Origin of the sequence: Mesorhizobium sp. M7A.F.Ca.MR.176.00.0.0, from assembly GCF_004023165.1 — a bacterium.
Taxonomy (GTDB): domain Bacteria; phylum Pseudomonadota; class Alphaproteobacteria; order Rhizobiales; family Rhizobiaceae; genus Mesorhizobium.
Map to the genome: position 1 here is coordinate 6,530 of NZ_RZTC01000104.1, position 14,375 is coordinate 20,904.

General features: G+C 62.7%; 15 protein-coding genes, 4 pseudogenes and 1 riboswitch. Of the genes and pseudogenes, 12 read left to right on the forward strand and 7 right to left on the reverse strand.

What is annotated here, in order from left to right:
- Positions 1–705 (reverse strand): AraC family transcriptional regulator (locus EOB59_RS26935; RefSeq protein WP_245486772.1); only part of this gene is annotated, 705 nt, incomplete at its 3' end.
- A gap of 253 nt (positions 706–958) precedes the next feature.
- Positions 959–1,166: riboswitch (cobalamin riboswitch) on the forward strand.
- 161 nt (positions 1,167–1,327) lie between these two features.
- On the opposite strand from EOB59_RS26935, the gene EOB59_RS26940 reads away from it, so the two are divergent.
- From EOB59_RS26940 to EOB59_RS26950, 3 genes are all read left to right on the forward strand, one after another.
- Complete coding sequence (locus EOB59_RS26940; protein ID WP_128289618.1) at positions 1,328–2,116, forward strand: ABC transporter ATP-binding protein; 789 nt, start codon at positions 1,328–1,330, stop codon at positions 2,114–2,116.
- A gap of 49 nt (positions 2,117–2,165) precedes the next feature.
- Entirely contained in the window at positions 2,166–3,113 is a 948-nt protein-coding gene (locus EOB59_RS26945) for an ABC transporter substrate-binding protein (protein ID WP_127331508.1), read from the forward strand.
- Between the two features lie 135 nt (positions 3,114–3,248).
- Positions 3,249–4,235, forward strand: a complete 987-nt coding sequence (locus tag EOB59_RS26950) for an iron ABC transporter permease (protein WP_128289623.1) — start codon at positions 3,249–3,251, stop codon at positions 4,233–4,235.
- Positions 4,236–4,265: 30 nt separating this feature from the next.
- Here EOB59_RS26950 and EOB59_RS26955 read toward each other — a convergent pair whose 3' ends face one another.
- From EOB59_RS26955 to EOB59_RS26970, 4 genes are all read right to left on the reverse strand, one after another.
- Positions 4,266–5,117 (reverse strand): metal ABC transporter permease, encoded by an 852-nt coding sequence (locus tag EOB59_RS26955; protein WP_128289619.1) that lies wholly within the window; start codon positions 5,115–5,117, stop codon positions 4,266–4,268.
- A complete protein-coding gene (locus EOB59_RS26960; RefSeq protein ID WP_127267054.1) occupies positions 5,114–5,974 on the reverse strand; it encodes a metal ABC transporter permease in 861 nt (286 codons plus the stop codon). Before EOB59_RS26960 ends, EOB59_RS26955 begins: the two co-directional genes overlap by 4 nt.
- Positions 5,971–6,831, reverse strand: coding sequence for a manganese/iron ABC transporter ATP-binding protein (locus EOB59_RS26965; protein ID WP_023813519.1), 861 nt, complete (start codon positions 6,829–6,831; stop codon positions 5,971–5,973). The genes EOB59_RS26960 and EOB59_RS26965 overlap by 4 nt, the downstream gene beginning before the upstream one ends.
- Before the next feature lie 86 nt (positions 6,832–6,917).
- A complete protein-coding gene (locus tag EOB59_RS26970) occupies positions 6,918–7,787 on the reverse strand; it encodes a metal ABC transporter substrate-binding protein (protein WP_127267059.1) in 870 nt (289 codons plus the stop codon).
- Between the two features lie 222 nt (positions 7,788–8,009).
- On the opposite strand from EOB59_RS26970, the gene EOB59_RS26975 reads away from it, so the two are divergent.
- Positions 8,010–8,438, forward strand: a complete 429-nt coding sequence (locus tag EOB59_RS26975) for a Fur family transcriptional regulator (protein ID WP_023813521.1) — start codon at positions 8,010–8,012, stop codon at positions 8,436–8,438.
- A 63-nt stretch (positions 8,439–8,501) separates the two neighbouring features.
- Here the strand turns inward: EOB59_RS26975 and EOB59_RS26980 are convergent.
- Positions 8,502–8,799, reverse strand: a pseudogene (locus tag EOB59_RS26980) (phosphatidate cytidylyltransferase); the annotation flags it as partial.
- A gap of 274 nt (positions 8,800–9,073) precedes the next feature.
- On the opposite strand from EOB59_RS26980, the pseudogene EOB59_RS26985 reads away from it, so the two are divergent.
- The 8 genes and pseudogenes from EOB59_RS26985 to EOB59_RS27020 form a co-directional block, all read left to right on the forward strand.
- Positions 9,074–9,259: pseudogene (locus EOB59_RS26985) on the forward strand (2-aminobenzoate-CoA ligase); the annotation flags it as partial.
- Position 9,260: 1 nt separating this feature from the next.
- Positions 9,261–9,406, forward strand: a pseudogene (locus EOB59_RS26990) (tryptophan 2,3-dioxygenase family protein); the annotation flags it as partial.
- A 42-nt stretch (positions 9,407–9,448) separates the two neighbouring features.
- Positions 9,449–10,585, forward strand: a complete 1,137-nt coding sequence (locus EOB59_RS26995) for an ABC transporter substrate-binding protein (protein WP_128289620.1) — start codon at positions 9,449–9,451, stop codon at positions 10,583–10,585.
- Between the two features lie 137 nt (positions 10,586–10,722).
- Entirely contained in the window at positions 10,723–11,643 is a 921-nt protein-coding gene (locus tag EOB59_RS27000; protein ID WP_127270515.1) for a branched-chain amino acid ABC transporter permease, read from the forward strand.
- Positions 11,644–11,651: 8 nt separating this feature from the next.
- A complete protein-coding gene (locus EOB59_RS27005) occupies positions 11,652–12,623 on the forward strand; it encodes a branched-chain amino acid ABC transporter permease (RefSeq protein ID WP_128289621.1) in 972 nt (323 codons plus the stop codon).
- Positions 12,616–13,365 (forward strand): ABC transporter ATP-binding protein, encoded by a 750-nt coding sequence (locus EOB59_RS27010; protein WP_127321152.1) that lies wholly within the window; start codon positions 12,616–12,618, stop codon positions 13,363–13,365. Before EOB59_RS27005 ends, EOB59_RS27010 begins: the two co-directional genes overlap by 8 nt.
- Positions 13,362–14,048 carry an ABC transporter ATP-binding protein gene (locus EOB59_RS27015; RefSeq protein WP_127271619.1) on the forward strand — a complete coding sequence of 229 codons (687 nt, stop codon included), beginning with the start codon at positions 13,362–13,364 and terminating at the stop codon, positions 14,046–14,048. The genes EOB59_RS27010 and EOB59_RS27015 overlap by 4 nt, the downstream gene beginning before the upstream one ends.
- A 32-nt stretch (positions 14,049–14,080) precedes the next feature.
- Positions 14,081–14,215: pseudogene (locus EOB59_RS27020) on the forward strand (iron chelate uptake ABC transporter family permease subunit); the annotation flags it as partial.
- 37 nt (positions 14,216–14,252) lie between these two features.
- Here EOB59_RS27020 and EOB59_RS27025 read toward each other — a convergent pair.
- Positions 14,253–14,375 (reverse strand): phosphatidate cytidylyltransferase (locus EOB59_RS27025; RefSeq protein WP_164895757.1); only part of this gene is annotated, 123 nt, incomplete at its 5' end.

The following is a 14,375-nucleotide window of genomic DNA, read 5'->3' on the forward strand; positions in this document are numbered from 1 at the left end:
GATCGTGTTGACCGTCCGGCGGATGGTCGAGATGTGTTCGCGGTGGGCAAAGACCGCATATTTCTGCGCCGGCACCCGCACCCGGTAGAAGTCCCTGGGCAGGTCGGAGAAGTCAGACACTTCGACGCCGGCGATGTAGTCGAAATTGCCGGCATCGTCGCCGTTGACGCAGACGCCATAGGCGACGTCGCCGGTCTCGCCCGGAATGTTGCCGATATAGGGGCCGAAGCGCTGCCACTGCATCGGGATGGCGGCGCTGGTTTCGCAGCTGTAGCGTTCGCCGAGGCCGGCGATCAGGAACGGCCGGCTGGTCTCGAAACCCGGCGGTTCGAGATTGGTGAGGAGGGACTGGTCCATCAGGATCGGCTCCACGAGGTCGAGCTTGTCGAGTGTGCCCTGCGCGCGCACCAGTTCCGGCGTGGTGCCGAACTGATCGCGGAAGGCACGGGTGAACGCCTCATGCGAGTTGTAGCCGGCGTCGAGCGCGACGGCGAGGATGTCGGGCGCCCCGCCCGCCAGCTTGCGCGCCGCCTCGGTCAGCCGGCGTGAGCGCATGTAGCCCATCACCGACCGGCCGGTGGCGGCGCCGAAGGCGCGCGTCACATGAAAACGCGACACGCCGCTGCTTTGCGCGACATCATCAAGCGAGATCGCCTCCGGCAGATGGCTTTCGACGAACCACAGCGCTTTCTCGGTCGGGTCCATTTTTCTCCTCGCATTGGCCGGATCATCTTGGCGCCTTTCCCCAAGGCCAGTTTGATCGAAATTGCGCATCCCGTGCAATCTGCGCCGATGCCGGTCGCCATCCGGCCAACCGCCCCATGAGCTTTCGCTTGACAGCGACCGGCGTCATCTCTTAGATATGTTATATTATTACATAACGAGAGCATGCGATGCCTTCCCTTAGCTGGCCCACCACTCCGTCCGAGAAATCCATTGCGAAGCGATCGGCGCAAATCTACGCTGAAGCGGTGATGGTCCCCGAGTCGAAAGGCGAGGGGTGAAAAGGGAACACGGTGAGGCCTGCTCAGGTCGAGACCGTGGCTGCCCCCGCAACTGTAAGCGGCGAGCAAAATCCGTGAATGCCACTGGCCGGCAAGGCTGGGAAGGCTGGATGGCGCAACGACCCGTGAGCCAGGAGACCTGCCATCACTGAGTTGACCGGACGGGGTGTGCCGGGAGGAAACGCGAATCCCGGTCTTGTCGGCCGGTTCGCCAGCTTCCTTCCGTCGCCAGTTTTGGAAAGTGACGGAAAGTTGGACGGCTCCATCCATCGCATCGTCGTATATACGCTTTGCCGTCCCGGCAAGCCGGCGGGCAGCAGCCGATGACCGTAGCGCTTCTCGAAGCCCGTGACCTCTGCGTCACGGCGAATGGGCGGGATCTGGTTCAGGCGGTCAGCTTCTCGGTGGCCGCCGGCGATCGCCTTGCCATCATCGGTCCCAACGGCGCCGGCAAGACGACGCTGCTGCGCATGCTGTCGGGCATGCTGCGGCCGAGCTCCGGCGAGGTGAAGCTCGGCGGGCGCCGCCTGGACAGGATTTCAGCCGCCGAACGGGCGCTGCACATTGCCGTGGTCGGCCAGACCGACCACCCCGATCCGCGGCTGGCGCTGATCGACTATGTCGAGCTTGGCCGCGTCCCGCATGCCGGGCTGCGGCGCAGGAGCGAGGAACGCGAGATCGTCGTCGATGCACTGCGCCGGACCGGCCTGCTGCCGCTATTTGGCCGCACCATCGGCTCGCTGTCGGGCGGCGAGCGCCAGCGCGCCCAACTTGCGCGCGCCATCGCCCAGCAGCCAAAAATCCTGTTCCTCGACGAGCCGACCAACCATCTCGACCCGCGTGCCCGCGGCGAACTGCTCGACCTCGTGGCAGGCTTCGAGATGACGGTGATCGCGGTGCTGCACGATCTGGCGCTGGTGGCACCGTTCGCCACCAGGGTGGCGGTGATGAACCATGCCCGTCTGCAAGCGCTCGCCGCACCGCGCGAAGCGCTGACCCAAAAGCTGATCCGCGAGATTTTCGGCATCGATGTGCTGCGTCTGCGCCATCCGACCGAAGACCGCGAACTGACGGTGTTCGATGTGCCGAACCGTGCCGCGCCGCCGACGTGATTGAAGCCATTTCGTAGTTGACCCAATCCCATCCACAAGGAGCAAACCCGTGAAACGCCTGGCCTTTTCGCTTGTCTTCTCGCTGCTGGCCTCGACAGCCCTGGCCTTCCCGGTCACGGTCGACAGCTGCGGCAAGCCGCTGACCTTCGATGCGCCGCCGAAGCGCGCCGTCATCCAGGACCTCAACATGGCCGAGATGGCTTTCGCGCTGAAACTGCAGCCGTCGATCGTCGGCCTGACCGGCATCACCGGATGGTACAAGGTGGGTCCCGAATTCAAGGCCGAGCAGGGTTCGATCCCGGAACTGGCGCCGAAATATCCGACGCTCGAAAACCTCGTCGCGGTCGAGCCGGATTTCTTCTTCGCCGGCTGGTATTACGGCATGAAGCCGGGCGGCGAGGTGACACCCGATACGCTTGCTCCGCACGGCATCAAGACGCTGGTGCTGACGGAAAGCTGCGTGCATCTCGACAAGAGCCGTCCAGCCGCCTCGATGGACCTGCTCTATGGCGACGTCGAAAAGCTGGGCAAGATCTTCGGCAAGGAGGCCGAGGCGGAGAAGCTTGTTGCCGGCTGGAAGACGCGGCTCGCCGACATCACCGCCAAGGTCGGCAACGGCAAGGCAACGCGAGTGTTTCTCTATGATTCCGGCGAGGACAAACCGTTCACCGCAGGCAAGTTCGCCATCCCCAGCGCCATGATATCAGCCGCCGGCGGCGACAACATCATGGCCGACATGGACACCAGCTGGGGCAACACGGACTGGGAAACGGTGGCGTCGCGCAATCCGCAATTCCTCATCCTGCTCGATTACCAGGATGGCGGCGGCTACAAGAAGCTGCTCGATTTCCTGAAGGTCCATCCGGCCATGAAAGAGACGGACGCGGTCAAGAACGAGCGCTTCGTCGCCCTGCGCTATGCCGAACTGACACCCGGACCCGCCAATATCGAAGCGATCGACAAAATCGCCAAGGCCATGCATCCGGAAGCGTTTTGATGCCTGTCGCCCAAAAGTGCGCAGCGGTTTTGGGGCAACGACATGCATGAGCAAAAGATCCTGGAAGTGCGTCGCACGCGTCCTGACAGACACGACGCATTTCCAGGTTTGCGCCATCCGGCATTCGCGCTGGCCATGCTGGTGGGGGCGGCGGCGATCGCCGCTCTCGCTCTGCTGTCGATTGCCTATGGCTCGACGTTGATTCCGTTGGCCGACGTCGTTGCCTCGCTTGGCCGCGCAATCGGCTTCAGTGGGCACGACGTGTCCGGGCCGGTCGGCAAGATCGTCGTCGATCTGCGGCTGCCGCGCACGGTCCTGGCCATCTGCGTCGGGGCCGGTCTCGGCGTCGTCGGTGCGCTGCTGCAGACGGTGACCCGCAACGACCTTGCCGACCCGTTCCTGTTCGGCCTGTCGTCGGGCGCCGCCGCGGGTGCGGTTTCCGTCATCACCGTCTTCGGAGACAGTTTCGGCATCTGGACATTGCCGGTCGCGGCCTTCACCGGCGGCATATTGGCTGCCGGTGTCGTCCTGCTGCTGGTTGCGCGGGTGAGGGGGCAAGGCCCGGAGCGGCTGATCCTTGCCGGCCTTGCCGTGTCCTTCATGTTCACCGCCTTGACCAATTATCTTGTCTTTGCCGGCGACCAGCGCGCCGCGCACTCCGTGCTGTTCTGGACCATGGGTGGGCTCGGCCTGGCGCGCTGGAACAATATCTGGCTCGGCGCCTTGGGTGCGGGCACTATCCTGGCTTACGCGCTGTGGAACCACCGCCGGCTCGATGCTTTCCTGGCCGGCGAAAACGCCGCCGAAAGCCTGGGCGTGCCGGTGGCGCGGATGCGAAGGATGACCTTTCTCGTCGCCGCCTTCTCGACGGCGATCCTGGTCTCGGTCGCCGGCGTCATCGGCTTCGTCGGGCTGATGATCCCGCATCTGTCGCGGCCGCTGGCGGGCCCCTTGCATCTACGCCTGGTTGCCAGCTGCGCCGTGTTCGGCGCGGTGCTGTTGCTGGCCAGCGACCTTCTGGCTCGAACGCTGCTGCCGCCGCAGGAACTGCCGATCGGCATCATCACCAGCTCGGTCGGCGCGTTCTTCGTCGTCACCATGCTCATCCGCAACCGGCTTTGAGTGCGGCCTCGGCCGGGGCCAGCGCCGCGATTACCCTCCCGAAATGCCCAGTTGCACCTGTTGCCTTGGGCGCTTCGACTGGAACAGGGCAAGCAAAAAAACGCCGGCCTGAACCACGACGATCGTCGGGCCCGTGGCTGCGTCGATGTGATAGCTGAGGATCGTTCCCACGACGCTCGACCCGATGGCGGCCGCGGCAGCAATGGCGAGCATACGCTCAAAGCTCTTCGTCAAAAGAAAACCGATCGCTCCCGGCGCGATCAGCATGGCGATGACAAGGATGATCCCGACAGCCTTCAGCGAGGCCACGATGGTCAACGCGAGCAGCGTCAACAGCCCGAAATGCAGCAGATTGACGGGCAGGCCGATCGCGCGCGCATGGGCCGGATCGAAACAATAGAGCAGCAGATCCTTGCGTTTTGCCAGAACGATGAGGATCGCCGGCACGACGATGATCGCCGCCTCGATCACGTCGCGCCACTGGACGCCGAGCATGTTGCCGAACAGGATATGATTGAGATGCTGGTCGGTCTCGACCTTGACGAACAGAACCAGGCCAAACGCGAACATGCCTGAGAAGACGATGCCCATGACTGCGTCCTCCTTGATCCGGCTGTGCTGCTTGAGGTAGCCCGTCGCCAAAGCGCAGCCAAGCCCTGCGACGAATGCGCCGAAGGCAAGCGGGATCCCGGCGATATAGGCGAGCACAATACCCGGAAGCACGGCATGCGAAACGGCGTCGCCCATCAGCGACCAGCCCTTCAGGACGAGATAGCAGGACAACACCGCGCAGATGGCGCCGACCAGAATGGCGACGGTGAGACCGCGACGCATGAACTCATGGCTGAGCGGTTCGGCGATCCAGGACCAGATTGTCATCATGACGCGACCTGGGATGCGGCACGTGCCGCCCGGCGCGCGGCGAGACGGCCATGTTTGGGTGCGAAGACGAAGGCAGTCAGAAAGACCACGGTCTGCAGCACCACGATCAGTCCGCCAGTCGCGCCATCGAGAAAGAAGCTGAGATAGGCGCCGACCGCGCTCGTCGCCGCGCCGATCGCCATCGCGAGCAGGATCATGACGCCGAACCGATCGGTAAGCAGATAGGCGGTGGCACCAGGCGTTACCACCATCGCGATCACGAGGATCGCGCCGACGGTCTGGAGCGCGGCGACGATGCAGGCGCTGAGCAGCACGAAGAACAGGACCCGCAACCGCCACGGATTCAGGCCGACGCCGCGCGCATGGTTCTCATCGAAGAACACCAGCATCATATCCTTCCATCGAAGCCCCAATACAGCCAGCGAAACCGCTGCGATGAGGATGACCTGGGTTACATCCTCGTCGGAGATTGCGAGGATGTTGCCGAGTACGATGGACTGGATGTTTACGGAGGTCGGACTGATCGACGCAATCAGCAGCCCGCCAGCGAACAGCGTTGTAAAGACAAGGCCGATCACGGCGTCCTCGCGAAGTTGCGTCACGCGCCGCACCAAGGTGATGCCGAGTGCGGCGATTAGGCCGGAGGCGAATGCGCCGGCGGCATAGGGAAGGGCCAGCATGTAGGCGGCCGCAACGCCCGGCACCACCGAGTGGGCAAGCGCGTCGCCCATCAGGGCCCAGCCCTTGAGTATGAGATAGCAGGACAGGAACGCGCAGACCATGCCGACCAGGGCGCTGACCCAGATGGCCTTGGCCATGTAGTTGTAGGTGAAGGGTTCCAGCAGGATGTCAATCACGGGGCTGGCGATCCGCTGTCGGGCTTCATCATCTTCTCTTGATCGCGCTCGCCGTAAAGCACCAGAGGGCGCTCGTCATCGGTCAGCACGGTCAGGTGGCGAGCGTCGGGGTCGTCGTGAAGATCGGCGCCGCCGAGGCGTAGATGCCTCAGCACGCCGCCAAAAGCTTTCGCAAGATTGGCTTGCGTAAACGTTGTCTCTGTCGGTCCGAAGGCCAGCACCGTCTTGTTGAAGATGACGACATGGTCGCAGAAATTGACGATGCTGCCGAGATTGTGCGTCGACACCAACATCAGCTTGCCGTCGTCGCGCATCGACCGAAGGAGATCGATGATCGCTGCTTCGGTCTGCACGTCGACGCCGGTGAACGGCTCGTCGAGCAGGATGATCTCGCCGCCCTGCGCCAGAGCGCGCGCCAGGAACACGCGCTTCTTCTGGCCGCCGCTCAGTTCGCCGATCTGGCGCTTGCGAAAATCGGTCATGCCGACCCGTTCCAGCGCCGCGTCGACCGCCATGCGATCGGCTCTGCCTGGGATACGCAGAAAATTCATGTGGCCATAGCGGCCCATCATGACGACATCTTCCACCAGCACCGGAAAGTTCCAGTCGACATCCTCGCTCTGCGGCACATACGCTACTAGGCCGCGCTTCAGCGCTGCGTGGACCGGCAATCCGGCGATAAGCACTGTTCCGGTCGACGGCGTCAGGAAGCCCATCAGCGCCTTGAACAGCGTCGATTTGCCGGAGCCGTTGACGCCGACCAGCGCGCATATGGTGGAGGCGCCGAGTCTGAAAGAGGCGGAGTGTACGGCCGTGACCCCGCTTGAATAGCTGACGGTGACGTCGTCCACGTCGATGGAGGCAACGACCCGGCCGCTACCGGTCGATGTTCGATCAGGGCTGCCCTGGACGCTGTCCGGAGCGAGCGCGGTGCGAACCCCGGTCACCCGCCGAACCCCTGGACGATAGTCTCGACGGTGGTTTCGAGAAGCTTCAGATAGGTCGGAACCGGGCCGTCTTCCTCGCTCAGCGAATCGACGTAGAGAACGCCTCCATAGGTGGCTCCGGTTTCGCGCGCGACTTGCTTGGCCGCCTTGTCCGAAATGGTGCTTTCGCTGAACACCACCGGAATCTTGTTCTCGCGCACCAGGTCGATGAGCTTGCGCGCCTGTTGCGGAGTGCCTTGCTGGTCAGCGTTGATCGGCCACAGATAGGCTTCGCGCAGATCGAAGTCGCGTGCCAGGTAGCTGAAAGCGCCTTCGCTTGTAACCAGCCAGCGTTGGTCCGTGGGGATCGCCGACAGGCGCTTGCGCATGGGCTCGTCGATTGCCTTGATCTTTTCCGAATAGGCGGCGGCGTTGGCGGCATAGACCTGGGCGTTTGCCGGATCCGCCTTGGACAGCGCCTTGCGGATGTTCTCGACATAGATGAGGGCGTTCTTCGGCGACATCCACGCATGCGGATTGGGCTTGCCTTCGTAGGGCCCCTCCTTGATCCCCATCGGCTCGACACCGTCCGTGACGACGGCGCTCGGCACGTTCTTCACGTTGTCGAAGAATTTCTCGAACCAGCGTTCGAGGTTCATGCCGTTCCAGAGCACGAGGTCGGCCGATTGCGCCTTCACCACGTCGAGCGGCGTCGGCTGATAGTCGTGGATTTCGGCGCCGGGCTTGGTCACCGACTCTACGATTGCCGCGGTCCCGGCTACGTTTTGCGCGATATCCTGGATGATCGTGAACGTCGTCACGACGCGCAGAACCTTCCCTGCCGCAGGCTGGGTCTCCTGTGCCATGACCGGAACGAGGCTCGCCATCGTCGCAAAACCGATGGCCACAAGGCCGCCAAGCGCCCGCAGCATCGTCCTGCGGGTTGGGGAAGCAGAAGCAGTCATCGGATGCCTTTCGACTGGAGTTGGTCGTCGCCCATGCGCCGCTCGCGTCATGCTAATGCGTTTGATTTGCATCTAATATTGCAGTTGCAACTGATTTGCAAGTAGCTAATTGCAGTCGCGTGGCAACGCGGCTAAGTATGGCGGATGAAAGCGGATAACGACCTTTTCGAGCGATTCCGGAGCAATTTGAAAGCCGCCGGTGTCCGGATGACCGAACAACGCAAGGTGATCTTGCGGCTGCTGGCGGATGCGCACGACCATCCGGACGCGAACGAATTGTATTCTCGTGCCCACCAGATCGACGGCAGCATTTCCTTGTCGACCGTCTACCGGACGTTGCGGCTCCTGGAGGAGAAAGGCGCCATCCAGCGTCATGCCTTCGACGAGGGCCGCGCCCGGTTCGAAAACGCGGACCGTGAACATCACGACCATCTCATCGACCTCGACACCGGTCAGGTGATCGAGTTCCGTTCCGACAAAATCGAGAAACTGCAGGCCGAGATAGCGTCGGAGCTTGGCTTCGAAATCGTCCGCCACAAGCTGGAACTGTATGTCAGGAAACGCGCCAAATAGCGTGGTTTTTGGTCGTCACCATGCTGATCCGGGTCTGATCGCGGCGGGCAAGACGCCGCCGGCTCAGACCGTCCAGAAATAGCGCACAATGTGAAAGAAGACAGGCGCGGCGAAGACCAGGCTTGTCGGTGCGGTCCATCATGCCGCCATGGCCTTCGATCAGATGGCCCCAGTCCTTGACGCCCTGGTCGCGCTTGATGGCCGAGGCGACCAACCCGCCAAGAAATCCCATCGAGCAGGCGACGAAGGCCACGGCCGCCGCCTGCAGCGGCGAGAAGGGCGTGCCGATCAGGCCTTCCCAGGTTTTCGACGGCGAGACGTTCGGCGAAAAACGTTGTTTTCCAAAGAGCTTGCCGAAGATGCCGAACATGCCGCATTTGTGCACCAACGCTCGGGCAGGGCCAAAAACTTTAGGCTTGAAATAAATTTGGTCTGGTGCAATTCTCAATCGTCAGTCGAGAGCGTGGGAGGTCTCGCTGTGCCAAATGCCGGTCGCATGTTCGATCGCGCCGGGTGCTGCCGCATATGCGGATGACCAGCCCGGCGTCGGCGCAAAGCCTCCCCGCAAGTTGCGTATTCAAACACACGCACGGCGACAAGACCGTGGCAACGAGCATCTAGGGGACAGCCGCAGAATGCTTGGACCGTCAGCGCATTTCGACACGTTCACGCGCGACAACCTTACGCCCGAGGAACAGTGGCCGAACTTCCTGCTCTATGGCTTCGACTACCCCGAATACCTTAATGCCGGTGTCGAACTGACCGACGTCTGGTCGAAAAGGGGTCTGGGTGACCACACCGCGCCGATCGGCAATGGCCGGGCGCTGGCGCTTCAATCATGTCACCACAGTCGAACGCATCATCGGCATGAAACGCAGCACCGGCGGCACGTCGGGCGCTTCGTGTCTGAAGAGATGCTGGAGGTTGAACTGTTCACTGAACTCTGGAAAGTTCGCACCCGGCTCTAAAGCTATTTTATCTATATTGAAAACACTGGGAAGGAGAGAAAAATGAAGAATATCCTGGCATCCAGCATGTTCGCTTTGTCGCTGGCCACATCTGGCCTTGCCTATGCCGAACCCGTCAAGATCGGCGTCATCACCACGCTTTCGGGCGGCGGTGCGGGTCTCGGCGTCGACATGCGCGATGCCTTTACGCTGGCGATGAAACAGTCCGGCAACAAGGATGTCGAGCTGGTCATCGAAGACGATGCCCAGAAGCCCGAGATCGCGGTGCAGCTCGCCGAAAAGATGATCCAGAGCGACAAGGTCGACCTGCTCACCGGCATCATCTGGTCGAACCTGGCGATGGCGGTGGTGCCCAACGCGGTGGCGCAGGACGTCATCTATCTGTCGCCCAATGCCGGCCCGTCGGCGCTTGCCGGCGCCAAGTGCAACAAGAACTATTTCAACGTCGCCTACCAGAACGACAATTTCCATGAGGCGATGGGTCAGTACGCCAACAAGGACTACAAGAAGACCTTCATCCTCGCGCCCAACTACCCGGCTGGCAAGGATTCGCTGACCGGCTTCAAGCGCTACTACAAGGGCGAGCTGGCAGGCGAGGCCTACACCCAGATCGGCCAGGCCGACTACGCCGCCGAGATCGCCCAGATCCGCGATTCCGGTGCCGACTCGGTGTTCTTCTTCCTGCCTGGCGGCATGGGCATTTCCTTCATGAAGCAGTACGCCCAGTCGGGCGTGAACATCCCGGTCATGGGTCCTGGCTTCTCCTTCGACCAGGACATTTTGCCCGCGGTTGGCGACGCAGCCCTCGGCGTCAAGAACTCGGCGAGCTGGTCCAGGGACCTCGACAACGAAGCCAACAAGCAGTTCGTCGAGGCCTTCAAGGCCGAATACAATCGCCTGCCCTCAATCTACGCCGCCCAGAGCTGGGATACGGCGAACCTGATCCTGTCTGCGCTGTCCAAGGCCGGTGTTAAGGACAAGGACGCGTTCCGCGCGGCCCTCAAGGCAGCCGATTTCAAGTCGGTGCGCGGCGAGTTCACCTTCAACACCAACAATCATCCGGTCCAGAACATCTACGTCCGTGAGGTGGTAAAGGAAGGCGATGTCTTGACCAACAAGATCATCGCCACCGCCTTCGAACACCACAAGGACGCCTATGCCGACCAGTGCAAGATGTAGCCCAAGGCTGCATCCGCTTTGCTAAAGTGCCGGCCTCGTCATCGACGGGGCCGGGGCCGCGGCGAGGCCGCACCGCCGTATCTTGCAGCGGCTTGCTTCGGCATTCCCCGCCTTGAACCACAGCCCGGATCGTTCATTTGTCCATCGCCCTTCTGATCGAACAACTTCTCAACGGGCTGCAGCTCGGAGTGATGCTGTTCCTCATGGCCGCCGGCCTGACGCTGATCTTCGGAGTCATGGGCCTGATCAACCTCGCCCATGGCTCGCTCTACATGGTCGGCGCCTTTGCCTGTGCCACGGTCGCCGCCGCCACTGGTTCGTTCTGGATCGGTCTGGTGGCGAGCCTGATCGCTGCGGCAGCCGCCGGTGCGGTCATGGAGATCGTTGTCATCCGCAGGCTTTATGAGCGCGACCATCTTGACCAGGTGCTGGCGACGTTTGCGCTGATCCTGATCTTTTCGGAAGGCACGCGCTGGCTGTCTGGCTCGTTTCCGCTTTATCTCGACATCCCACCGCTGCTGCAAGGCGCGGTGCCCCTGCCCGGCGGTGGCCAGTACCAGCTCTACCGCCTCGCCATTATCGGCGTCGGCATCGCCGTTGCTGTGGGGCTCTATCTGCTGATCTCACGCACCCGTCTCGGCATGCGCATCCGCGCCGGCGAATCCGACCGCGAGATGATCGCAGCCCTCGGCGTCGACATCCGCACGCTCTACACTGTTGTCTTCGCGCTAGGTGCTGCCCTTGCCGGCCTTGCCGGCGCGCTGGTCGGTGCGCTGCAATCGGTGCAGGTCGGCATGGGCGAGCCAGCACTCATCCTCGCCTTCGTGGTCATCGTCATCGGCGGCATCGGCTCGATCAAGGGTGCGCTGTTCGGTGCCATCCTCGTCGGCCTCGTCGACACGATGGGCCGCTTCCTCCTGCCCAAGGCGCTGGCGTTGATGATGCCGACGGCACAGGCCGGGCTGATCGGTGCCTCACTCGCCTCCATGCTGATCTACATCGTCATGGCCCTGATCCTCGCTTTCAGGCCAAGCGGCCTGTTTGCGGCGCAGTCGTAAGGGCCGCCATGAGCCGCGAAACCATCGTCAATATACTGCTGGCACTTCTGCTGCTAGCGATCCCGTTCAGTGCGTCTGCCATGGGCGAGCAATTCTACGTCACGCTTGCCACGCGCATTACGATCCTTGCGCTCGCTGCTGTCGGGCTCAACATCGCGCTTGGTCTTGGCGGGCTGGTATCCTTTGGCCACGCCGCCTTCTTCGGCCTTGGCGGCTATGCCGCCGGCATCCTGGCGACCCATGCCTTCAACGCCGAACCGCTGTTGTTTGGCCTGCAAGGCACGACCTCGATGCCGGTCATCTGGTCGGTGGCGATCCTGGTTTGCGGCCTTGTCGCCTTGCCGATCGGAGCGATCAGCCTGCGCACGACGGGCGTCTATTTCATCATGATCACGCTCGCTTTCGCGCAGATGATCTACTACTTCGCCATCTCCTGGCCGGCCTATGGCGGCGAGGACGGGCTGTCGATCTATGTCCGCAATGGCTTTCCCGGCATGAACACGGCGCAGTCCCTGACCTATTTCCTGATCTGCTATATCGTGCTGATGGCAGCACTTGGCCTGTTCTGGCTGCTGCGCGGATCGCGCTTCGGTGCCGCATTGCAGGCGGCACGGCAGAACGCGACCAGGCTGTCCGCCGTCGGCATCGCACCCTTCAACATCAGGCTCGTTGCCTTCGCCATCTCTGCCATGGTCACAGGCCTCGCCGGCGCGCTGTTTGCCGATCTCAACCGCTTCGTCAGCCCCTCGATGCTGTCCTGGCACATGTCGGGCGAGCTGATCGTGCTCATCATCCTTGGCGGCAAGGGTCGGCTGTTCGGTCCGGTTGCGGGCGCGATGCTTTACGTGCTGTTCGAATTCGCGCTTGGCGGCTTCACCGAACGCTGGCAGTTCTTCCTTGGCCTGATCCTGCTCGGCGTCGTTTTGTTCGCGCGCGGCGGGCTGCTTGGCCTTTTGGCTGGAGAGGCGCGTCATGGCTGAGCTGGTCCTCGAAATACGCGATCTCAAAAAGACTTTCGGCGCGCTGAAGGCCACCGACGGCGTCAGCCTCGATCTCAAGCCGGGCGAAATCCACGCGCTGATCGGCCCCAATGGAGCCGGCAAAAGCACGCTGATCCACCAGATCTCGGGCTCGCTCCGGCCAGACAGCGGCAGTATCCGCTTTCTCGGCCAGGATATGGCCGGGCTCGACATGGCGGCCCGCGGGCGGCTTGGGCTCGGCCGCAGCTTCCAGATCTCATCACTCGCGCAGGAGTTTTCCGCGCTGCGCAATGTGATGCTGGCGGTGCAGGCACGCCAGGGAACGAGCTTCCGCTTCTTACGCCCCGTGATGAGCGACAAGAGCCTGACAGAACCGGCGATGGCGATGCTGGAGCGCGTCGGCCTTGCCGGGCGCGCCTACGTGCCAGCCGCTGAGCTGTCGCATGGCGAACGCCGTCAACTCGAAATCGCCATTGCGTTGGCCCTTGGATCGAAGGCCTTTTTGTTCGACGAGCCGATGGCCGGCATGGGGCCAGACGGATCGAAAGCGTTGACGAAATTCCTCGACGGCCTGCGCCACGAAGCGCCGATCCTGCTCGTCGAGCACGACATGGATGCCGTCTTCGCGCTTGCCGACCGTATCTCGGTCCTCGTCTATGGCCGCGTCATCGCCACCGGCACGGTGGACGAGATCCGCAACGATCCCGAAGTGCGCCGGGCCTATCTCGGAGAAGCTGCGTGAGCCTGCTGGAACTCAACGGCGTCGAAACCTTCTACGGCGCATCGCAGGCGCTGTTCGGCGTCTCGCTCGACGTCAGGGCGGGTGAGGTCGTGGCGCTCATGGGCCGCAACGGCATGGGCAAGACGACGACGATCAATTCCATTCTCGGCCTCGCGAAACCGCGCTCAGGCTCGATCAGCTTTGGCGGCCGCCAAGTCGCCGGCATGCGCCCGCACCGCATCGCGCGCCTTGGCCTGGGTCTGGTGCCGGAGGGAAGGCGCTGCTTTCCCAATCTGACCGTACTGGAGAACCTGCTGGCCGCAGCACGCGGCAGCGCGTGGACATTGGAAAAAGTTGTCGAGCTGTTTCCGCGTCTCGGCGAACGCCGCGACCAATATGCCGGTACACTGTCGGGCGGCGAGCAGCAGATGGTAGCCATCGGCCGCGCGTTGATGACCAATCCGAGCCTGCTCATTCTGGACGAGGCGACCGAGGGTCTGGCACCTGTGATCCGCCAGGACATCTGGGCAGCAATCCGCAAGCTCAAGTCGAGCGGACAGTCGATCCTTATCGTCGACAAGACGCTTGCCGAGCTTCTACCTGTGGCCGACCGCTGCTTCGTTCTGGAAAAGGGCATGACCGTCTTCGAAGGCACGCCCGAGGCGCTGACGCCAGAAATTCAGGACCGCTATCTCGGCGTATAAAAAAGGGTGTCAAACGGCTTCCAAACTGACCCGGCGCGGTGCTGTTGCTGGCCAGCGATCTTCTGGCCCGAACGCTGCTGCTGCCGCAGGAGCTGCCGATCGGCATCATCACCAGCTCCGTCGGCGCGTTCTTCGTCGTCACCATGCTGATCCACAACCGGCTCTGAGCGCGCCAATGAACCGCTCTTGCAACAGGCCGCCGGCTCAGACCGTCCAGAAATAGCGCACGATGTGGAAGAACACCGGGGCGGCGAAGACCAGGCTGTCGGTGCGGTCCATCATGCCGCCATGGCCTTCGATCAGATGGCCCCAGTCCTTGACGCCCTG